The following is a 21,859-nucleotide window of genomic DNA, read 5'->3' on the forward strand; positions in this document are numbered from 1 at the left end:
GGTCGTTTCATGCATCCGCCTCGGTACCGCGCCGCGAGGCAGTCCTCCGAAGGACGGCTGTCACCGACCTGGTCATGGGCGGGGGTCCGTCCAGAAGATCGTCCGTCAGCAGGCTTCTGGGGTGCCGCCGTCCTGATCGGCCGGGTGAAGCAGTTCGATGACGCGTTCCTCGTACCGGACACGGGCCGGGGAGAAGTCGTACGGCATCTTGCCGATGGCCTCCATCGCGCTCATCCTCGCCCCGCCCTCCTCCTCACCGGTGTGCTCGTCCTCCTGGTCCAGGAGGTTGTCGAGGGCCTCGTCCAGGCCGGATCTGTCGATGGTGACTGCCAGGGCGGTCTCATGAGCACACCGCTGGGCGGCCAGGTCTTCGATCCGGGGGTCGCCAGGGGACATGGTGTCGTCCAGGGACTTCTCGGCCTCGGCCAGGCGGTCCTCCTCGGCCCGCAGCTCGGGGTGAGTGGCCAGGACGATGAACCGGTCGGCCTGGACGGCGGCGCCCAAGGGGCCGAAGATACGCTCCGTGACCAGGAGGGTATCGAGATCGGCCGGGCGCAGGGCTCCGGGCGGCAGATCGTGCAAGCGGCTGCTGACCAGCGGTGAGAGCAGGCCCAGGGGGCTGCCCACCTCGCGGAGACGGTGCACGGCGGCCCGCTGGGCTTCGATGGCGGCCGCCTTGGAGGCGAGGGACTCCTCCAGCCGGGCCAGCGACTGCTCGATGCCGGTGGCGCCCTCGAATCCGGCCCGGATGTCGTCCAGAGAGATACCTGCATCAGCCATCCTGCGTATCCACAGCAGGCGGATCATGTCGTCGTATCCATAGCGGCGGCGGTCATCACTGCCGCGTTCCGGCTCGGCGAGGAGCCCGATGGCGTGGTAGTGCCGGATGGCACGGGGCGTGATCCCGGCGAACGCGGCGGCATCGCCGATCTTGACCCGGCGGGGAATCGCAGGAAGGGGCATGCGGGGGAACCTCTCAATGTCGTGCTCGCCGCCTACTGCACCACATGCCGCTACGGCACATGCAAAACCCGCCGCCGTGACCACGCCCCGCGTTCCCGCACCATCACAGGTTCGGGCAGCGGCCGGTCCGGGTCTCGGGAGCGATCGACGTCCATGAGCAGTCGTCAGCCCGACGCCGCCGATGCGCTGGGCCCTCGAAGGATGTCGCGGGTGGCCATCCAGTCTGCCCGACGGCCGTGATCCGACCTTGGCGGCGGTTCCTACCCCCCGAAACGTCTCCAGGAACCGCCGTGAGGACACACCGTACCGACCCGTCCCGAACCCCGGGGTTCGCCCTCCGGCCGCCCCGCATCACGCACCCGACGCGCTCGACGCACCCGACGACGGCACGCACCGCACGGAGAACAGCGCACCGCGACCACGGACCGCTTCCCCATCAGCGGCCTATGCGCCGGACGGATATCGGACAGCACTCGATCTCCCGTCGGTCCCGTGTGCCGCGTGCGGCGGCGTGGCTCCGGCTCGGGTGGGGTCGGCCGCACGGCATGACGGCAGCGGGTGTCACGGCCCGCTCCACTCCGTCCGAACCGGTGGTTCGCCGTCGGTGGCGACAGCGCCGGGGTCCCGGGCGGGCCGTCATGGAACCCTGGCCATCGTGTCCGATATCTGCCGCGTTATTCGCTTTGGGCGTCTGCGGCGCGTGCCGGCGCCTCACCTCCTCGCCCGTCCATGCCGTCCGCGGCAGGAGCCATCCGCCCGCGCCCTGCTCCGCCCCGGTCGAGGCCGGCCCCGTCCGCCGGATGGTCCGCCGGACGCCGTCGCGGCGGCCTGAAGCGGTCGGGAGACCGCTTCGCCGGGTGCCCCATCGCTCAGCCACCCGCGAGACATGGCCGGACCGGCGTCCCACAGCCACGACGCGTGCTCTCGGTGCGCCCTCTGGTCACGCTCGCGCACCGGATGTGCGCCGCCGCCCCGGACGAAGTCATCGACCTATCCCCCAATGTGGGCGAAGGCCCTGGAATCAGTCCGGACCGGGGCACCGATAGACTTCTCGTCATGGTTCAAGCACCCCTTGGTGCGGCGACCCCAGGGATGTGGCGGCGCGAGCCGGGCACCGTGGTCCGGCGGACCGAGCCGCTCCCCGAGTCGGCGGCCGCCATCCTCGCCGGGTCCCGGATCGTCCCCGCCCCCACGGAGTGGCCGCCGCACGCGCATCGCCTGCACGAGCTCGTCTGGGTGCGCGGGGGAACACTGACGTCCCGCATGGGCGACCGCGTCTACACCGTGGTCGAGGGGTACGGGCTGTGGATGCCCGCCGGAATGGTCCACGAGGGCCGGGCGACGGCGCAGGCGGAGCTCTTCCACGCCTTCTTCGCTCCCGATCGCATACCGTTCGCGTTCACGGAACCCATGGCGATCACGATGACGCCGTTGCTGGAGTCACTGCTGACTCATCTGTCCTGCGCGGACATCGACGGGGAGGCGAGGGCGCGGGCGGAGTCGGTCGTCTTCGATGTGATCCGGCCCTCGGAGCGCCAGTTCGCGTTGCGGCTGCCCGGCGACCCCCGGATCGACGCCATCGCCGAGGCCCTGCTGGACGATCCTTCGGACGGCCGCTCGCTGGAGGAGTGGGCACGGCTGCTGGGTACCAGCGACCGTACGATCACCCGTGCCTTCCGTCAGGCGACGGGGCTTCCCTTCGCCCAGTGGCGGCAGATGCTGCGGGTGCACCGGGCGCTGATGCTCCTCGCCGAGGACATCGACGTGACGACGGTTTCCGAGGTGCTCGGCTACGCGCAGCCCAGCTCCTTCATCGTCGCCTTCCGGCGGGTCATGGGAATCACTCCGGGCGCGTTCTCCGACGCGGCGGCCGGTCCGTCGGGGGGTGTCCGGAATTCCGTATCGCGTGACCGGAACTCCGGATTGTCGACACGACAAGCGGAATATAAGCTTCACCGAGTTAGGTAACCCTTAGTCGCTGTTCTCTGTGCGCGCCGCCGTGCGTGGGCGAGCGCGCGGCCTGCCCGGTGACACCGGACAGAGGTTGCCGCAGCCCCCGCCCCTCTGACCGTCCGGACAGCTACGTGTTCACAAGCCTCTTCCGGTCTGCCGGGAAGCCCACGGCCGCCTCTGCCGCCTCTGCCGCCGCTCCGGCGGCCGCGCTCACCGGGCACGACCTGGTGCTGCACTACGACGGCAGGCCGGTCGTCCATGGTGTCTCGGTCGCCCTGGCACCCGGCCGCGCGACCGCCCTGGTGGGACCGAACGGCAGCGGGAAGTCCACGCTGCTGCGCGCGCTCTGCCGACTGCACCGGGTGGACGGCGGCCGGGTGACGCTCGACGGCCCCGGCGGAGAGTCCGAACGTGACGTGGCCCTGCTCAGCTCCCACGAGTTCGCCCGCGAGGTCACGCTGTTCTCCCAGTCAAGGCCCGTTCCCCAAGGGCTGACGGTCGCGGAGGTCGTCGCGTTCGGGCGCCATCCCTACCGGCGCGGCTTCGCCGGCGCGACCGTCGAGGACCGGACCGCCATCGACCACGCCATGCGGGTCACCGGAGTGCACGACATGGCCGGACGGCAGGTCGGAGAAGTCTCCGGCGGGGAGATGCAGCGTGTCTGGCTGGCGGCCTGTCTGGCCCAGGACACCGGTGTCGTCCTGCTCGACGAGCCGACCAACCACCTCGACCTGCGCTACCAGTTCGAGACGCTCGACCTGGTTCGGCACCTCGTCGAGGAGCAGGGCATCGCTGTCGGGATCGTGCTGCACGACCTCGATCAGGCCTCCCGGATCGCGGACACCATCGTCCTCATGCGCTCGGGCCGGGTGTACGCGGCCGGCGCACCGGCCGACGTCCTCACCGCCGAGAACATCGGCGAGGTCTACGACATCCGCGTCGAGGTGGACGTCGACCCCCGCACAGGGCGGCTCCGCATCGATCCACTCGGACGTCACCTCTCCTGAACACGGCGGCACGGCGGCACTGCGGCACGTCTCCCAGGCGCCGCACCGGCCGTCACGAGTCGCCCCCGAAGAAACTCCGGCACGCCTTCTCCGCGCCGCCCCCCCTCACCCGTGAAAGAGGAACTCTCATGAACCGTGCCCGTCGCCTGGCGCTGTCGGCCTCGGCCGGACTCGTGCTGCTCACCGCAACGGCCTGCGGAACGACCGACGTCGACAAGGCGACAGCCAAGAGCAGCGCCGACCGGTCCCCCGCGTCGAAGGACTGCGCCCAGGACACCACGACGACCTCGACGAAGCCGGTCTCCTTCAAGGACGGCGTCGGCCGCCAGATCACGCTCGACAAGCCCGCCGAGCGGATCGCGGTCCTCGAATGGCAACAGGTCGAAGACGCGCTGACGCTGTGTGTCACCCCCACCGCCGTCTCCGACGCCAAGGGATACCGCACCTGGACCAGCGCGGAGAAGCTGCCCGCCGGTGTGACGGACATCGGTACCCGGGAAGAGCCCGATCTCGACACCCTCTACGCGGCCAGGCCCGATCTCATCGTCGTGGAGGCCTTCGACGCCAAGGACGAGATGATCAAGAAGCTGGAGAAGCGGGGCGTTCCCGTGATGGCCACGCGGGGGGCGGACCCGAAGGACCCGATCGGGAACATGCGGAAGGTGTTCAGCATGATCGGCGAGGCGACCGGACGCACGGACCGGGCGGACCAGGTGCTCAAGGAGTTCGACCAGCACCTCGCGACGGCGAAGCAGCGGGTCACCGACGCGAAGCTGCCGACGAAGGACTTCCTGTTCTTCGACGGCTGGCTCGAAGGAGGCAACCTGACCGTACGCCCCTACGCGGACGGCGCCCTGTTCACCGAGATCGGCAAGGAACTCGGCCTGACCCCGGCATGGACCAACGACGTCAACAAGAAGCACGGTGACGGGGGCGTGGACGCCTCCTACGGCCTCGCGCAGACCGATGTCGAGGGACTCACCTCCGTGGGCGACGCCAATCTCTTCTACGCGAACGACGAGGCCGCCGGCGGATACGTCGCGGCGCTGAACAAGAACCCGATCTGGAAGAAGCTCCCCGCCGTGAAGGAAGGCCGTGCCCACGCGTTCCCGTCGGGGATCTGGGGCGCCGGTGGTCCGCGCTCCTGCGCACAGGCGATCGACGCCTACGTCGACGTACTCGACAAGAAGTGAGCACGGTACGCGCGATGGCCCCCGCACCGGGGCCGCCGCCGGGCGCCCGGTCCGGCGGCGGCCCCGCCGGGGCGGCCGTCCTGGCACTCCTCCTCCTCATGACCGCGCTCGTCGGCATGTGGCATCTGACCCAGGGGACGTCGGGCGTCGGCGTCGGCGACCTGGTGCGCCATCTCGCCGGGGAGGGCGACAGCGCCCAGGGGGCGCCCGTGGGCGAGATCCTCACCGGCTCGCGCCTGCCGCGTCTGTTCGCGGGCGTCGCTGTCGGCTTCGCCCTCGGCTGCGCGGGGGCACTGCTCCAGTCCGTCACCCACAACACGCTCGCCTCACCGGACACCCTCGCGGTCACGTCCGGGGCCTACTTCACCCTCGCGCTCGTCGCCGCCCTCGGCCTGACCGTCCCGCTGTGGGCGTCGGGCGCCGTCGCCTTCGCGGGCGGTCTTGTCGCGGCGGCGCTCGTGCTGCTCCTGTCGGGCCGCGCGGCGGGTACCTCGGGCACCCGCCTCGTCCTCGCCGGATCGGCGACGGCCATGGCCCTGGACGCGGCGACCGGGACGTTCCTCATCCTGTTCGACCAGAACACGACCGGTCTCTTCGCCTGGGGAAGCGGCTCGCTGGCGCAGTTGAACATCGACGCGTCGGTACGCGCCGCCCCTCTCGTCGCCGTGACGCTGTGCCTCGCTCTGGCGCTGTCCCGGCGGCTGGACGTGATGCATCTCGGCGACGACGCCGCGTCGACCCTCGGCGTGCCGATCCGGAGCACCCGTGTGACCGCCGTGATCTGCGCGGTGCTGCTGACCAGCACGGCGGTGACCCTGGCGGGTCCGATCGGCTTCGTCGGTCTCGGCGCCCCTGTCCTCGCCCGGCTGATCGCGGGACGTGTCCACGCCCTGCGCCGGCACCTCTTCCTGATCCCCGCGGCCGGGCTGCTCGGCGCGCTGCTGATCCTGCTCGCCGACGCGGCCCTGCGGGCGGTCCAAGGGGCGGACGGGGCCGCTTCCATCCCCACCGGCGTGCCGACCGCGCTGCTCGGCTCCGTCGTGATCGTGGTCCTCGCCCTGCGGCTGCGTGACACGGGGCAGCTCCGGCAGCCCCCGCGTGCGAGGGTCGCCGCACGCTCGCGCCGCGCCTTCCTCCTCGTCACGTCCGGCGCGGCCGTACTCCTTGCCGCAGCGGCCCTCGTGGCCGTCCTCGCGGGAAGCCTGTGGCTGCGGACCGGGGACATCGTGCTGTGGTTCCAGGGCGCGGCTCCGGACCTGGTGGGCCAGGCGCTCGACGACCGGGTCCCGCGCGTGACCGCCGCGATCCTGGCCGGTGCGGCGCTCGGACTGGCCGGCTGCGTCGTGCAGGGCGCGGTGCGCAATCCGCTGGCGGAGCCCGGGGTGCTCGGCATCACGGCGGGCGCCGGTCTCGGCGCGGCGAGCGTCGCGACCTCGGGTCTGTCCGGTGGTCGGACGGTACTCGTCGTGGTGGCGGTCGCGGCGGGGCTGGTCACGTTCGCGGTGATCGCCCTGCTGGCCTGGCGCGGTGGTTTCCTGCCCGACCGGTTCGTACTGATCGGCATCGGCATGGGGTACGGCCTCAGCGCGGTCACCACCTTCCTGCTGCTGCGCGCGGACCCGTACAACACCCCCCGGATCTTCACCTGGCTCTCCGGTACCACCTACGGCCGGACGTTCCCCGACGTCGTCCCGGTCGCGGTGGGCCTGGCTCTCGCCCTTCCCGTTCTGCTCTCCCTGCGCGGCCGGCTCGATCTGCTCGCCGTCGACGAGGACACCCCGCGCGTCGTCGGGGTCAGGGTGGAACGCACCCGCCTCACCGCTCTGGCGATCGCCGCGGTGCTCGCGGCGCTCAGCGTGGTCGCCGTCGGTGTCGTCGGCTTCGTGGGGCTCGTCGCCCCGCACCTCGCCCGTTCCCTGGTGGGCGCCCGGCACGGCCGTTCGATCCCGGTCGCGATGCTGCTCGGTGGTGTGCTGGTGTGTGTGGCGGACGCCCTCGGCCGTACGGTCGCCGCCCCCGCGCAGGTGCCGGCGGGCCTCATGATCGCGCTGGTCGGCGGACCGTATTTCGTGTGGGTGCTCCGGAAGTCCCGCGCATGAGCTCACGGCGGGGGGGGCGGGGTCCGCGCCCACGGGTTCGGCCCCTCCCCCTCCCTTTGCCTCTCCCCCCTCTCTTTGCCTCTCGCCCCGCCATCCCGCCAGGAGACCGGAATGCCGCCCCATCAGGAACCGCCCACGCGCCCCGCTGAGCCCGAGCGCTCCGTGGAGAACGTCGTCATCCCCTACGAGCCCGACGCCCCACCGGCCCGGCTGGCGCGGCTCGTCGGCGACGAGGTGTCGGAGCGCTGGCGTGCCGTCGACCGCTCCGCCCACACACCTCGCCTCGTGGTCGTTCCCGGAGACGACGGTGAGGAGTGGACGGCTGCGGCGCTCGTGACAGCACGCCCGAACACCGCCTATCTGAAAATCGTCGACGCCGTCGGCGACGTGCGGGCGGCCGTGGCGGCGGTCGTCGCCCTCGCGGACCGCCGAGGGCTCGCACAGGTCAAGTGGGAGGGGTGGACGGCGCGCGCCGAGGACGTCGCCGCCACCGGTTTCACCGTTCTGGCACCTCCGCTGACGCAGGCGGAGGGCGCGGCAGGACCAGCTGCCGGATACGTCCGCTGGCTGCACGAAGGCGTCATCACCGCACCCCCGTACTACGGGCAGACCACGCACTTCACCTGCGGAGCCGTCACCGCCCTGGTCGCACAGGCGCACGCGGGGACGGTGGAGTGGGAGGCACTGGACCGGCAGGCGGAGCTGACGCTGTGGCGCGATGCCACCAACTTCCTCGCGTGCGAGCCCGTCGGACTGGGCGTCGCCGTGCGCCGGGCCTGGCCCTCGTCCCCGGTCAGGGTCCACCTGGACGTCGACCGGCCGGTGCTGCTCGACCACTACCCGGAGAAAGACCGGGAGTGGCGCGCTCTGCTCCAGCGCGCCTCCAGGGAGGACGCGGAGCGCACCGGTGTCCCCGTCGACCCGGGCCGTCTCTCCATGAGCGCGGTACGCGACTCGATCGGCCGGCGCGAGCATGTGCTGCTCCTGCTCTCGCTCGCCGGGATGCAGGGATTCGACGTGCCGCACTGGGTGCTCTGTCACGGCGTCGTACCCGGTGCCATCGTGATCGAGGATGCCTGGACCAACGCGACCACGGGTGACTCCTGGGTCGACGCCCATCTCCTGCCGGTGCCCGACTCGTCGCTCGACATGATGTCGGTCCTGTCGCCGGAGGGCTTCCGCGGTGCGGTGACCATCGGCCCTCCGCGAGAACGGGACGCGGCGCCACTCCCGTGAACGAACACCCTGACCCCCCGTGCCGACACTCCGGGAAGGAAGCGACAGCCATGGAGATCCGGCCCACGACCGATGAGGACCTGGACGTCTTCGTCACCACCGTCCACACGGCGTTCGGGCACTTTCCGCAAACCCCGATCGCGGACGGGGGACGCTGGTGGTCGGCGCTGGAGATGGACCGCGGCCTGCTCGCCCTGTCCGCGGACCGCCGCCCTGTGGGCACCGCCGCCGCGTACTCCTTCGAACTCACCCTGCCCGGTCGGCACATCGCTCCGGTCACCGCGGTGAGCGCGGTCGGTGTCCTGCCCTCGCACCGCCGGCGCGGCGTACTCAGCGCGCTGATGCGGCGGCAGCTCTCCGAGGTGCGTGCCCGGGGGGAGTTCCTCTCGGTGCTGCTGGCTTCCGAAGCTCCGATCTACGGCAGGTTCGGCTACGGACCGGCGACCTTCACCACCCGGCTGACGGTCCCGCGCCACCGGGCCGCCCTCGCTGTGCCACGGGCCCGTGCGTCGGCCGGCGCACCGGCGTCCGACGCGGACAGCGGCACGGTCGAGGTGATGCGGCGTGCCGAGTGCGGCAGGATTCTCGAAGAGGTGTACGACCGGTACCGCCGTGCCCAGCCCGGTGCGCTGTCCCGGCCGCACCGCTGGTGGGCGCTGGGCGCGGGGCAGCCGCCCGTCTCCCCGGCACCGCGCTACATCGCGGTCCACCGGGACGCCGACGGGGTGGCGGACGGGTACGCCAGCTACTCGACCGGCGAGGGCGGCACCTTGACGGTCGACGAGACCATCGCCACCGATGACGTGGTCTTCACGGCCCTGGCCCGTTTCGTACTCGGCCACGACCTGGTCTCACAGGTCGTGTTCCGGCACGTCCCGCCCGGGCATCCGCTGCGCTGGCAGCTCGCGGACTTCCGCGCCGGCGAGGTCGGCGATCACACCGACTGGCTGTGGGTCCGTCTCCTCGATGTGCCCCGCGCCCTGACCGCACGCGGCTGGTCCACGGACGGCGACCTCGTCCTCGACGTGGACGACCTGTTCCTCGGTGAGCACGGCCGCTATCTGCTGACCGTCCGCGAGGGCAGGGCGGACTGTGTCCCCACGGACCGGCAACCCGATCTGTCGCTGGACATAAGCGACCTCAGCTCGCTCTACCTGGGCGGCATCGCCCCCAGTACGCTCGTCCGCGCCGGACACGTCCAGGCCTGCCGTCCGGGCGCCACCGCACGCGCGGACGCGATGTTCCGCACCGAGCACCCGCCGCACTGCCTGCACTGGTTCTGAGCCCCGCCCACCGCGAGCCCACAGCAGCCGACCGGTGTCCTGCCACACCGCGTCCGTGAGCCCTTGGACCGTGTCCTGTGCGGTGAGGCGGACGAGCCGCCTGCGGCAGCCCGGAGCGGAGGCGAAGGCTTCCCTTGGCACACCGCCCCACCATCAAAATATGGCTTTGACGGCGGTTCCTCCCCCCGAAAGCCTCCAGCAGCCGCCGTAAAGGACGCGCCACAGCCACTCACCCTCGTCCGGCCGGCGTTGCGGACCAGGAAGCGCGGCAGGGCGTACTCGGCCGGGGTGGGCTGGGCGCTGCGGGCGCCCCTGCGCACCGTGGGCGTCGTCTCGTCCCGTTCCAGGTCGCCGTGGCGCGGCGGCGCGCGCCGGGGCAGCACGTCCGCGGGGCAGGTGCGGCGCAGCACGGTGGTGATCCCGGCGACGACCTCGTCGATGTGGAACGGTCTGGTGATGTAGCCGTCGCCGAACCCGAGCGCGCCGACGACTTCGGCGGGTGCGTCCCGCGCGGTGGCGAAGACGGTGCCCGCCTCGGGCGGCGCCGACCGCCGTTCGCGCCCGGGTTCGCGGCCGTCGCCGTCCGGCAGTATCACGTCGAGCAGCACGGCGTCCGGGCGGACCGTTCGGCGAGGTGGCGTGCCTGGCAGACGGTCGCGGCGGTCGACACGTCGACTCGTGGAAGCGCAGGGCGATTGGACAGGACGCCGGCGATGCTCGGCTCGTCCTCCACGACGAGGACCCGCGCCCCTCGAACGTCCCCGCGGGGCGGTTGGCTCGACCCGGTCGTGCGCGCAGTATCGGCCGGCGCCGCACGGTGCGGGCGGATCGAAGCCGGGAGTTCCTTGTGGAACCTGGCAGTCACGTGGGAGTCCTGGGGATCGTCCGGAAGTCCTGGGAGTTGGCCGGGAGTCCTGGGAGTTGGCCGGGGATCACCGTTCCGGTCTCCCCGCCGGGGTACCGCCCGCTCGATGCCGGGCCCCGGGCCGGGTACGGGCCCTGGTCGGCCTCTCCCCCGTCCCCCTCCTGGCCAGGGACCAGGCCGGTCACAGGTCCGCGCCGAGCAACGCGGTCACGGGTCACGGGTACCACCGGCGACCCCCGTCCCGCACCGACGATGCCCACGGCGCCCCGTGGCGACATGGGCGCCTGGCCCACCCCGGATCTGGGCACCCTGCCGTCGGAGTACGGATTGAGGAACTTCAACCTGGACGCGATCATCGCACCGACCCGCAAGGCGACGTGGTTCACCCCTACGACCCGCGCGCGGGACGGGCCAAGGAGATCATTCCTATGTCGCTCAGGAACAATACGGACCACGGCTGTCCCGGTCCCCGGGCCCTGGTGCGCGGATTGGCGACTGGGCAGGTAGTTTGCTCGAATGAGTCTTCTCGATGATGTGGCCGAGCGTGACGGCTGGCGGTGCTGGGTGTGCGACGAACCCGTCGACCCCGACACGTCGGTGAACGACCCGCTGGGGCCCAGCGTTGACAGCCGGACCTCCGACCGGAAGGCCAAGGTCGCCGAGCGGCTCGCGCACCGCGGGTGCAACTCCCGCAAGGGCGCGGTCAAGGTGGTCATCGACTGGCCGGACCGCCTGTACGTGGTCGAACCCGCGCCGCTGATCGCCGTTGCCGCGAGGCTGGAGCGCAAGGGGGGCCGCGAGACGGTGGGCCGTTGTCCGACCAGGCAGGACGCCCAGGAAGCAGCGGAGTGGCTGGTGGACCGCTTCTCCCGGCTCGTACCGGGGCTGCCGGTGACCGCCGCCATCGAGGCGGGCGGCGGCCAGTTCCTCGTCATCCTGACCACCGGCCGCCGCTGACCGAGGATCACCAGCGCACGTTCACGCCGAGCCGAACGGCCGCCCTCTACTGGGACCGGGCTGTCCCGGCACGAGCGGACCCGCGGGCATGGTTCCGTTCCTGCCGACCCCGGTCAGTGGTGCTGTCGGCGCTTTGATGCGGGACTATTCTCTACATAACGCTTGCATCTGCAATGACAGGTCGCTCGACGCCAAAGGGGACGGAAGGCCCGAGCGGTCCGCACCCCGCCCCGGGCCGGCCGGCGGTCCTGGTCCCGCGCCCGGTTCCGGTTACGGTCTGATCGGTATGCGTGAACGTGTCGGGCTGCACGGCGGGTCCCTGGAGACGGGCCGGCGCGAGGGACGGGGCTACCGGGTCACGGCCCGCCTGCCGCTGCCGGACGAAGAGGGAGCACTGCGGTGAACGGGACGACACACGGTACCGGCGGAATGACAGAGGGTGCGGCTGCGGTGAGCGGGATGACGGAGGGTGCGGGCGGGGCGGGTGCGGCAGGTGCGGGTGCGGCGGGGTCCGTCATCCGTGTGCTGATCGCGGACGATCAGCTCCTGGTCCGCCGCGGCCTGGTGCTCATGCTCGGTCCCGAACCCTCCGTCGAGGTCGTCGGCGAGGCCGCCGACGGCGCACAGGCCGTGGAACTCGCACAGCGGCTGCGGCCCGACGTCACCGTCATGGACATCCGCATGCCCGTCCTGGACGGCATCGCCGCAACAGAACAGCTCACCCGGCAGGTGCCGGACTGCCGGGTACTGGCACTGAGCACCTTCGACATGGACGAACACGTGGTCGCCGCGCTGCGCGCGGGCGCCTGCGGCTTCCTGCCCAAGGACATCTCACCCGAAGAACTCGTCACCGCACTGCACGTGGTCCACACCGGCGAAGCGGTGGTCGCCCCCCGCCTGCTGACCCGCCTCATCTCCTCCTACGTCACAGTCCCCCAACGCCCCGCGACGCCCGCCGCCGGGACCAGACCCACGGGCGTCCCGGACGGGCTGACGCCCCGCGAGCGGGAAGTGTGGCGGCTGATCGCCGCCGGCCTGGACAACACCGGGATCGCCGCGGAGATGTTCATCAGCCCGTCGACGGTGAAGAACCACATCACCGCGCTCTTCGCCAAACTCCAGGTCCGCGACCGGGCACAGGCAGTGATCGCCGCATACGAAGCAGGCCTGGTCAGAGCAGGCGAACGCGAATAACGAGAACCACCCCCGGCAAAGGCGACACACTCACCCGACGCTGGGCAGGTGGCGCGGCGCCTTACGGACCTGCGCCGCCTGCTCGAAGGCGTACGCGTAGCCGAGGAGCCTGGCGTCGCTCGCCTTCGTGCCGAGGAAGGTCACACCGAGCGGGAGTCCCTTCGCGGTGTACCCGGCGGGGACGCTGATCTGGGGGTAGCCCGCGGCGACCGAGCTGTTGGTCGTGCTGACGAACGGATTGGTGTCCCCCTCCTTGGCCTGGTGGCCGACCTCCGGCGCGGGCAGGCCGGTGGGGGTGACGATCGCGTCGAGCTTCTCCGCCTTCAGCACGTCGTCGATCGAGCGGCGGGCGAGGTCGGTGGCGGCGGCACGGTGCGCCCGGTACGCCGGGTCCTTGAGGTCGACGCCGTTCTTCTGCGCCTCCGTGAAGTACATCTGGCCGAACCAGTCCATCCGCTCCAGACCGCGGTACTTCTCGTTGTACGCGATGAGACCGGCCAGGTTCTCCGGGTGGGAGCCGGGCGTCGCGGCGAGGTAGGCGTTGATGTCGTGCTTGAACTCGGAGAGCAGCGCCGGCAGCAGATGGCCGAGGAGTTCCTTCGGCTCGGTCACATCGGCGCCCTCCACGACGGTCGCGCCCAGCGCCTTCAGCTTGCGCACGGTCGCCTCGAAGACCCGGTCGACGTCACGGTCCACACCGATGTGGCCCGCGCGCCAGACACCGATGCGCTTGCCGCGCAGCGCACCCCGGTCCAGGATCTCGCCGATGTCGGCGGGCAGGGCTCCGGCGGCGGCAGCGGTGTCCGGGTCGGCCGGATCGGTGCCGGCGATCGCCGCGAGGGTGAGCGCGGCGTCGGTGACATTGCGGGCCACGGGCCCCGGGGTGTCGTGACGGGAGGAGATCGGCACAATGCCGGTACGGCTCGCCACACCCAGCGTGGGCCGCACGCCGACGGTGGACGTCAGGCCCGCCGGGTCGACGATGGAACCGCCGGTGTCGGTGCCGAGCGTCACCGTGGCCAGGTTCGCGGCAGCGGCGGCGGCCGAACCGCTGGAGGACCCGCCCGCGCTGCGGTCCAGGACGTACGGGTTCCGGGTCAGCCCGCCGACCGCGCTCCAGCCCGCGACGGCCCGCGGGTCACGGAAGTTGGCCCACTCCGTCATGTTCGCCTTGCCGAGGATCACGGCTCCGGCCGCGCGCAGCCGCTTCACCACCTCGGCGTCCTGGTTCGGCCGCGCCCCGAGGAGCGCGGCCGACCCGGCCGTGGTCGGCTGGCGGTCGGCGGTGTTCATGTTCTCCTTCAGCAGCACCGGAATCCCCTCCAGCGGCCCCCGCGCCCCATCCGTACGACGCCTCCGGTCGCTGTCCCGCGCGATGCCCTTCGCGTCGGGGTTGACCGTGACCACGGCCCTGAGCCTGGGGTTCAGGGCGCGAATCCGCTTCAGGTACAGGTCGGTGAGCTGCTCGGAGGTGAGCCGCTCGCGGTCCATCGCCCGCTGGATGTCGAGGATGGTCATCCGCTCCAGGTGCGCCTCCCGCACCGTGGTGGGCCGGGGTTCGGCTCGGGTGGTCGTCATGGCCTGAGCTGCCAGGGGGGCGGTCAACCCGATGACCGCAGCGGCCACCAGGGCGCAGTGCGTGGTCCGGATGGTCGGTCGCACAGTGGCTCCTTACTCCCAAACGCGCGGCTTCCCTGCCGTTATGGCTGGTCAGCGGCGCGCCGTACGGCTTCATGGAGCAGAAACAGTAGGTTCGGCGGGATCGTCGCCGACAGTGAGCAGGCTCCTGATTCACCGGATTCGTTCTGGGACTCCGGGGGGAGGCGCCCCTGGGACCCCGGCTGTGGACGGCCTCACACGGGAGGGGGGACGTCATGACGGCCCGCCCGCCCGCACGCCCGGGGCGCATCGTCACCATCACCGACCCGGACGCCGCGCGGTACGGCGTCACCTGCACCCAGGTGCCCGAGCGCAGCCCGGAGCGGCTGACCGCACACGGCCGGCTCGCGGCCCGGGGGGCCGACCGCGCGTCCCGGTCGGCGAAGTACTGCCACCGGCCCAGGCGCCCCGCGCGCACACCGACAGCGAGCGGGGCAGCATCCCCGGGAGATCCTTCTGCGCCCCCTGAGACCTGCGGAGCACCGAGGGTGCGCGGAGGGCCGACGTCACGCGTGCTCAAGGCCACGCGCCTCGTCACATCGGCCCTGTCCCACCGGGGAAGATTCCGGGGGCCGCCGCATCCTGGGGGTGAGCTCTGCCGCTACCCCTTGCCGGTACGTCTCCAGCAGCCGCCGTAAAGGACGCACAACAACCGTCCTGCCAGAGTCAGAGTCGTCGCCAAGACCTTGGAACTCGTCGGTACTCCGCTGCCGGTGCCACCGAGTACGGCGTCGGCCTGCCCGGCTCGCACAAGGCGAGTGTCGGGAAGCAGTCCAGCGGCAAGGGGGACCGGTGGCACCGGGACCGGCCGGCGAGGCGGACAGGTCCGGCAACCGCTACGCGGGCGCGTGGACGATCAGATACGCACTCGTTGGCCCGGACCGTGCGGTCCGGGCCAACCTCGTCTCGCGGGTTACGCGCCGTCAGCGGGCCTGGCCCGCGGGGACCTCGTCCTGCTCCGAAGCCTGTCCGGGAGTCCGGTGACCGTCGGAGTCCTGCGGTGCGGCAGGCGGAGCCGGGCGGGCGCCCCCGTCGAAGGCGGCACCGAGCACGACCACGACGGCCGCGCCGACGAGGATCAGAGAGACACCCCAGGTGGCGTTGGTCGCGCTGGCGCCGACGATGGCCAGGGCTGCCAGCGGGGCCAGACCGCCCGAGAGTGCCGCGCCGAGTTCCCGTCCGGTGCCGACCCCGCTGACCCGGACGTCCGCCGGGAACTGGCGGGAGAGGAAGGCCCCCTGCGGGGCGAACATCATCGGCGCCAGCACGCCCGTCGCGATGATCAGACAGACCCAGATCACCACGGAGTTCCGCGTGTCGAGCAGGACGAAGAACGGGAAGGCGAAGAGCGCCGAAGCGACGCCGCCGACCGCGAGCACCTTACGGCTGCCGAAGCGGTCGCTGGCCCAGCCGAAGAGCGGCACGGAGACGATGGCGGTGGCACTGGCCAGGGTGACGCCGAACGCGCCGACGCTCGCCGAGACGTCCTGGAAGTCCGAGAGATAGGCCAGCGAGAAGGTCTTGAAGATGTAGCTGAGGGCGTTGTAGCCGAGCGAGACGGCCAGCACCACGAGGAGGCTGCGCCGCTGCTCGCGCAGCAGGGTGACGAACGGCATCCGGGGGGCCGTGTCCTGCTCCTTCTTCTTGTCGCGCTGGAAGTCGGGCGACTCCGGCACCCGGCGTCGCACCCACAGCCCCACACCCGCGAGGGCGAAGCTCGCGACGAACGGGACGCGCCAGCCCCAGTCCAGCAGCACGTCCTCGTCCATGGTGGTCAGCACCGTGACCGTCAGTGACGACAGCAGGAGTCCGAGGTTCAGCCCCAGGGCAGGCCAGGCGCCCTGCCGGCCGCGCCGGTTCTCGTCGGCGTGCTCGTAGGCGACCACCGCGGCGCTGGCGTACTCGGCTCCGGAACCGAGGCCCTGCAGGATGCGCAGGACCACCAGGGCGGCGGGCGCCGCGACGCCGATGCTGTCGTACGTGGGCAGCAGTCCGATCAGTCCGGTGGAGACGCCCATCAGCACGAAGGTGATGATCAGTACGTTCCGTCGGCCTATGCGGTCGGCGAGGTGACCGAACAGGATGCCGCCCAGCGGGCGGGCCAGGAAGCCCGCCGCGAAGGTCGCGAAGGCGGCCATGGTTCCGGCCGTGTCGTCGGTCTGCGGGAAGAAGATCTTGCCGAAGACCAGTGCGGCCATGGAGGCGTAGAGATAGAAGTCGTACCACTCCAGCGCGGAACCCACGATGGTGGCGGTGGCGACGCGGCGGCGGGCGGTGGCGGGGGGAGGTCCGGAGTCCGGCGCGTCTGTCTGCGGGTGCTTCGCCATGTGCTGTCCTCGATCACCTTTGAAAGAGCAAAGAGCGGGGTGGAGCAGAGAAAGGGGAAGTGGGGGGCGGAGTCTGCGTCGGTCGGGGAGGGGCGGTCAGGTCGCAGCGGACTCTTCGCGTGCGGCCCGGGCCGCGTCCTCGTGACCGAGTTGCTCGAAGACGTCGGCCGCGATCCTGCTCCCGATGTGGAGGCTCGACGTGGCCGCGGGGGAAGGCGCGTTGAGCACGTGGACGGCGCGCGGGGTGCGGTTGATGATGAAGTCGTCGACGAGTTGCCCGTCCGCCGTGACCGCCTGTGCACGTACGCCGCTGCCGTGCCGTCGCATGTCCCGGCTCTCGATCGCCGGGACCAGGCGGCGGACTTCGCGGACGAACAGGGGCCAGACCAGCGAGCGGGTGATCTCGGTGACCCCGTGCCGCCAGAAGCGCCGGGCGAGACCGCGCAGGGCCGGGTCCCGCAGCAGTTCGCCCAGCAGGCGGGGTTCGACGTCGCGCCAGCGGTAGCCCTCCCGGGCCAGCGCGGGCACGGCGTTGGGGCCCACGTGGACCGTGCCGTCGAGCATGGGGGTGATGTGCACGCCGAGGAAGGGCAGCTCGGGGTCGGGCACGGGGTACACAGGGTTGTTGATCAGCCCGCGGCGCCCCGGCCTGACCTCCGCGTACTCACCGCGGAAGGGCATGATCCGCACCGTCGGGCGGTCACCGGCCGCCGCCGCGATCTTGTCGCTGTGCAGCCCGGCGCAGTTGACGAGGATCCGTGCCCGCAGCTCCTCGCGGGGCGTGCGGATCACTGTCCGGTCGCCCTCGGTATCGAAAGACAGGGCCGGCGACTGGGTGCGCAGCTCGGCGCCGAGTTCGGTCAGCTCGGCGGCGAGCGCGCGGCACACCTGGCCGAAGTCGGTCATCGCGGTGTCCGCGACGGACAGCGCGGCCACTCCGGCGACGTGCGGCTCCCGCTCGGCGAACTCACCGCGGCTCAGTCGCCGCACGGTCACGCCGTTCGCCCGGCCGCGCTCCGCGAGTGCGTCCAGACCGGGGAGCTGGGCCGTGGAGGTGGCCACCACGAGCTTGCCGGTGCGCTTGACGGGCACGTCGTGCTGCTCGCAGTACCGGATCATCTCCTCGCCGCCGGCCCGGGCGAGCCGGGCCTTGAGGGAGCCGGGCGCGTAGTACAGGCCGCTGTGGATCACGTTGCTGTTGTGCCCGGACTGGTGGGCACCCCAGTGCGCCTCCTTCTCCAGGACCGTGACGGAGAGGTCGGGACCGGTACGCAGCAGCGCTCGGGCCGTGGCGAGCCCGAGCAGCCCTCCTCCGATGACGGCGACGTCGATGGCACGTGACATCCGGCAGCTCTTTCTGGTGGCGTGGACGCATGGCGCGAACGCGTGGTCCGCAGTGGCTGTATACATTCAGCCCGACGAGTGGCGAATGTATACAGTCGCTGCGGGGGAGCACAAGGGATAGAGTGACGAAGTGACGCGAGCAGCCCGGACCCCCAGCAGCACGAGCAACAGCGCCGGCGTCATCGCCGAACGGCTACGCAGCTCCATCCGCAACGGCGGACTGCTTCCGGGCACCCATTTGGTGCAGGAGAAGCTCGCGACCGAGTTGGAGGTCAGCCGCATCCCTCTGCGCGAGGCCCTGCACACGCTCGCCGCCGAGGGCCTGATCGAAGTGGTGCCGCAGCGCGGCATGCTCGTCGCCGAACTCAGCCACGGCGAGATCGCCGAGCTCTTCGAGCTGCGCCTCCAGCTGGAGCCGTACCTGTCCGAGGAGATCGTGCGCGGCTGTCGCGACCGGGACATCGACGCACTCCAGGAACTCGCCGACGAGATGCGCCGCCAGGGCGCCGACGCCACGGTGCGCGCCTCTCTCAACTACGAGTTCCACCAACGCGTGTACGCCCTGTCCGAGCGCAGACTCACCCTGCGCTTCATCGACCAACTGCTGCACCTGGTCGAGCCGTACAGCCGACGCTGGGTGCGTTCGGGCCACGACCTCGAACGCATCGACGACGAACACCAGCAGATGGTCGACGCGTTGCGCAACCGCGACGCCGCGGCCCTGCGCCGCGCAATCACCGCACACGTCGAAGGCGGCCGTGATCACGTCATGGCCGCACAGCGGAAGAGCTGACCCCCGGTAGTGCTGTGTCAGGTGATCCGGTCATGTCGGGTATCTGGTCAGTTCGCCGATACCTCCGATCCCGGCCCCTGCCCCTGAGGTTGGCCGGCCTGTCCGTACAGCGGCAGCGCCGCTCCGGCACGGGGCCGGCACCGCGTGACGACCGGACAGGACGCCGCGCACGTAAGGTCGGTGCCCCTGCGGGTGTGATCAATCCGCTGGGATGGGTTGCCCACCCGCAGAGCCCGCTGAATCCGCCGGCCCAGGAAATTCGGCAACCTGGTCCGGGCATCCGCAACGGCGGCCGAAGGAACCTTGGCACCAAACGCCCCTGGCACCCGGATATCCCCGTCCTCCGGCAGCAGGATCCCGGCCGCCGTCGCCACCGCCTCGGAATCCAGTACCTCGTCCTGACCGGTCACCCACGCCGGATCCGACCCGTGGATCACGGTATCGGCGCACGCCATCCGCCTCACGAACCCCTTGAACGGGATAAAGCCGAACTCCTCTCCCAGGAGCGCGTGTGCCTTCACCGGGTTACGCAGAGCGGCCTTGACCTCCTCGGACACCGCGTCCCGCCTCAGGAAAGCCCTCGCCTCGGCGCCGAGTAACCCGACCCATCCAGCCCGGTGACGGCTCGCCGGTGATTCGTGACCACGTGGGCCACAACGTCCCCAGCCGTCCAACCAGGACACGGAGACGCGGCCTTCCATCCACCTTGCGGGCAATTAATGATCAACTCCCCGAAACGCTCCGCGATCCGCCCATAAAGCTCCGGCACTGAAGACGCCGCTTCACTCCTCCGCTCCGGTGTCAGCCCATGTCACCGAGCCGACCCCGTCATCGACCGGTCAGGCCCGTGACACGGCCGGCCGCCCTGTCACCCTGCTCGCATTCGCCCCTGCGGACCGGATCTCCGCAGGCACGACCCCCGCGGACATACCCGACCCCGTCCGAGGCAGCGGTTCGGGGCGGCCCGTCGCACGTCACGGACACCAGGAACAGCCGGCTCCCACCAGGACGGCCGGAGACTGCAATCGGCGAACGACCCACATCAATCCGCCAGGCCATCACCGGCTGTTCACCCCTGGACCGGCGGGAGACCCGTACACACTCCGCCTCTTCGGCCGCTCCGTCCACCGACCCGTCGATGTCACCACAGCCACGCCGACTACCCCTGCCGGTACGCCTCCAGCAACCGCCGTAAAGGACACACCATAGCCCCACACCACAAGAGCCAGCTGGAGCCGTAGAAGGGAGGGAAGTCTCAGCACGGGAGCATGCGTGTCGGGCCAAGCTCGGGACCAGCTTGAACACTCGCCCGCCCTCGACCTGCCGGCAGCGGGCCCTCTTGTGAGTGAACGCTCCTTCGCCGATCACGCGGGAGCACGACGGTGCGCGGATCGTCGCACTCCCGGTCCCGGCGGCTTCGGCGGGCCTTCAGCCGCCGACGGGCCTGAGATACAAGCAGCCCCCCGACCCGACGGTCCAGGGGCTGTCGTGTTGGTGGATTGTTGACACAACTCTGTGGCCTGCGGGTGGCGTGCTATTGAGAACAGTGCCTGCACTGGTCAAGCGGGCGCACGAGCACAGTAGGGGGCCGACTGGGACGCCGGCCGTCCGAACTGATCAAAGCGCGCCGCTGGGAGGGCGGGGTCCGGGTTCGGCGGGTGCTCCGGAGGTGAGGCGCGTGATGTCGACGGTGCCGGCTCCGGTTCGTGGTTCGGGGATGAGCGCCCATAGGGCTGCCAGTGCGATGAAGGTGGCGAGGAGGGCGGCTGCTCCTGTGCGGCCTTGTGCCCAGGGGGAACGGAACCGGATGGGGTCTTCGACGAGCGTCTTGGAGACGGCGGCGGCTGCGATGGATACGCCGAGGATGAGGGCCGTACGGCTCCAGCCGGCCATGCCGAGGCGTTCCTCGCTGAGGATCAGGTAGACGGGCCAGTGCCACAGGTAGAGGCTGTAGGAGATCAGGCCGAACCAGCGCAGGGCGCGCGTGCCGAGGATCTGTCCGAGGGGGGTGCGCGGGGCCCGGGCGAGGCAGGCGATCAGCAGGGCCGCGGCCAGTGCGTGGAGGAAGAGCCCGCCGTGGAAGAGCGAGGGGGAGTTCTGTCCGTCGGCGGTGATCCAGTAGGCGCCGATCCCGCAGGCCAGGATGAGGGCCCACCATCCGGCCGTTCGTTCGCTGATGCGGGCCAGGAGGCGAACCGCGGGGGCGGTGGCCATGAGTGCGCCGAGGAGGAGGGAGAAGGCGCGGGTGTCGGTGCCCTCGTAGACGCGGGTGGTGTCGACCGGGTTGGTGAGGGCGATCATGGCGATCAGTGAGAGGGCGGCGCCGGTCACGGCCACCGCGGCGACGCACCGGTCTCCGTGCCGGCCGCGGGCCGCGAGGCCGATCACCAGCGGCCACAGGAGATAGAACTGCTCCTCGACGGCGATGCTCCACAGATGACCGAAGACCCGGGTGTCGCCGGCCTGCCAGTAGCCGACCTGGTCGGCGATGAAGTGCCAGTTGGTGAGGTTCGACAGCACCCAGGGGGTGTCGTCGAGGGCGTGGCGGAGCAGGACCGGCGGGCCGAAGGTCCACAGGAGCAGCAGGGTGCCCGCGATCATGACGGCGAGCGCGGGAAGCAGTCGGCGTGCGCGCCGTCCCCAGAAGCCGGGGAGGTCGATGCGGCCGTTGCGTGTCCGTGCCTCCCTCAGCAGCAGACCGGTGATCAGGAAGCCGGACAGGACGAAGAACAGGTCGACACCGAGGAAGCCGCCGTTGAAGTGGCCGGCGTGGAAGAACAGCACGCCCAGGACGGCGAGCCCCCGCAGTCCGTCGAGAGGGGCGATGTGCCGCCCGGCGGGTGACGGCGGAGCCGTGGTCCGGGAGCGGGAGCGTCGGTGGGAGGGGGGCGTCTGGGCGGTCATGGTTCTCCGTCAGGAAGGCCGGGTGCCGCGGCCGGGCATGGGCCGCGGCACCTCTGTGTCGGTGTCCGGTGCGGGCAGGGCC

16 protein-coding genes and 1 pseudogene are annotated in these 21,859 nt (G+C 71.3%); 9 read left to right on the forward strand and 8 right to left on the reverse strand.

Features of this window, described 5'->3' with window-relative positions:
• Positions 1-105: 105 nt before the first annotated feature.
• Positions 106-963 (reverse strand): MerR family transcriptional regulator, encoded by an 858-nt coding sequence (locus CRV15_RS01605; RefSeq protein WP_003956968.1) that lies wholly within the window; start codon positions 961-963, stop codon positions 106-108.
• A 1,092-nt stretch (positions 964-2,055) separates the two neighbouring features.
• On the opposite strand from CRV15_RS01605, the gene CRV15_RS01610 reads away from it, so the two are divergent.
• The 6 genes from CRV15_RS01610 to CRV15_RS01635 all read left to right on the forward strand — a co-directional run bounded on the left by CRV15_RS01610 (position 2,056) and on the right by CRV15_RS01635 (position 9,734).
• Positions 2,056-2,931: a helix-turn-helix domain-containing protein gene (locus CRV15_RS01610; protein WP_009998083.1), complete on the forward strand. Its 876-nt coding sequence runs from the start codon at positions 2,056-2,058 to the stop codon at positions 2,929-2,931.
• 116 nt (positions 2,932-3,047) lie between these two features.
• Entirely contained in the window at positions 3,048-3,923 is an 876-nt protein-coding gene (locus tag CRV15_RS01615) for an ABC transporter ATP-binding protein (protein WP_003956970.1), read from the forward strand.
• A 128-nt stretch (positions 3,924-4,051) separates the two neighbouring features.
• Positions 4,052-5,116, forward strand: a complete 1,065-nt coding sequence (locus tag CRV15_RS01620; RefSeq protein ID WP_003962604.1) for an iron-siderophore ABC transporter substrate-binding protein — start codon at positions 4,052-4,054, stop codon at positions 5,114-5,116.
• 14 nt (positions 5,117-5,130) lie between these two features.
• Positions 5,131-7,215 (forward strand): iron ABC transporter permease, encoded by a 2,085-nt coding sequence (locus CRV15_RS01625; protein ID WP_003962603.1) that lies wholly within the window; start codon positions 5,131-5,133, stop codon positions 7,213-7,215.
• Between the two features lie 111 nt (positions 7,216-7,326).
• Complete coding sequence (locus tag CRV15_RS01630) at positions 7,327-8,451, forward strand: peptidase C39 family protein (protein ID WP_003956973.1); 1,125 nt, start codon at positions 7,327-7,329, stop codon at positions 8,449-8,451.
• Between the two features lie 50 nt (positions 8,452-8,501).
• A complete protein-coding gene (locus tag CRV15_RS01635) occupies positions 8,502-9,734 on the forward strand; it encodes a GNAT family N-acetyltransferase (RefSeq protein WP_003956974.1) in 1,233 nt (410 codons plus the stop codon).
• Between the two features lie 239 nt (positions 9,735-9,973).
• Here the strand turns inward: CRV15_RS01635 and CRV15_RS36485 are convergent.
• Positions 9,974-10,467, reverse strand: a pseudogene (locus CRV15_RS36485) (response regulator transcription factor); the annotation flags it as partial.
• Positions 10,468-11,115: 648 nt separating this feature from the next.
• Here CRV15_RS36485 and CRV15_RS01645 point away from each other — a divergent pair.
• A complete protein-coding gene (locus CRV15_RS01645) occupies positions 11,116-11,556 on the forward strand; it encodes a hypothetical protein (protein ID WP_003956977.1) in 441 nt (146 codons plus the stop codon).
• A gap of 459 nt (positions 11,557-12,015) precedes the next feature.
• A complete protein-coding gene (locus tag CRV15_RS01655) occupies positions 12,016-12,750 on the forward strand; it encodes a response regulator (RefSeq protein WP_003956979.1) in 735 nt (244 codons plus the stop codon).
• Between the two features lie 30 nt (positions 12,751-12,780).
• Here CRV15_RS01655 and CRV15_RS01660 read toward each other — a convergent pair whose 3' ends face one another.
• From CRV15_RS01660 to lhgO, 3 genes are all read right to left on the reverse strand, one after another.
• Entirely contained in the window at positions 12,781-14,412 is a 1,632-nt protein-coding gene (locus CRV15_RS01660; protein WP_003956981.1) for an amidase family protein, read from the reverse strand.
• A gap of 920 nt (positions 14,413-15,332) precedes the next feature.
• Entirely contained in the window at positions 15,333-16,736 is a 1,404-nt protein-coding gene (locus tag CRV15_RS01670; RefSeq protein WP_003956983.1) for an MFS transporter, read from the reverse strand.
• Between the two features lie 96 nt (positions 16,737-16,832).
• The gene (lhgO, locus tag CRV15_RS01675) at positions 16,833-18,080 is read right to left on the reverse strand and encodes an L-2-hydroxyglutarate oxidase (protein ID WP_003956984.1); all 1,248 of its coding nucleotides are present in this window, start codon (positions 18,078-18,080) and stop codon (positions 16,833-16,835) included.
• Positions 18,081-18,210: 130 nt separating this feature from the next.
• On the opposite strand from lhgO, the gene CRV15_RS01680 reads away from it, so the two are divergent.
• Positions 18,211-18,873: a GntR family transcriptional regulator gene (locus tag CRV15_RS01680; protein WP_003956985.1), complete on the forward strand. Its 663-nt coding sequence runs from the start codon at positions 18,211-18,213 to the stop codon at positions 18,871-18,873.
• A gap of 47 nt (positions 18,874-18,920) precedes the next feature.
• Here the strand turns inward: CRV15_RS01680 and CRV15_RS01685 are convergent, their stop codons facing one another.
• The 3 genes from CRV15_RS01685 to CRV15_RS01695 all read right to left on the reverse strand — a co-directional run bounded on the left by CRV15_RS01685 (position 18,921) and on the right by CRV15_RS01695 (position 21,777).
• Positions 18,921-19,430: a DinB family protein gene (locus CRV15_RS01685; protein WP_003956986.1), complete on the reverse strand. Its 510-nt coding sequence runs from the start codon at positions 19,428-19,430 to the stop codon at positions 18,921-18,923.
• 11 nt (positions 19,431-19,441) lie between these two features.
• A complete protein-coding gene (locus tag CRV15_RS37825; RefSeq protein WP_157849187.1) occupies positions 19,442-19,642 on the reverse strand; it encodes a maleylpyruvate isomerase N-terminal domain-containing protein in 201 nt (66 codons plus the stop codon).
• Between the two features lie 848 nt (positions 19,643-20,490).
• On the reverse strand, positions 20,491-21,777 hold the full coding sequence (locus tag CRV15_RS01695) for an acyltransferase family protein (protein ID WP_003956987.1): 1,287 nt from the start codon (positions 21,775-21,777) through the stop codon (positions 20,491-20,493).
• Positions 21,778-21,859 lie beyond the last annotated feature (82 nt).

Source organism: Streptomyces clavuligerus, assembly GCF_005519465.1.
Classification (GTDB): Bacteria; Actinomycetota; Actinomycetes; order Streptomycetales; family Streptomycetaceae; genus Streptomyces; species Streptomyces clavuligerus.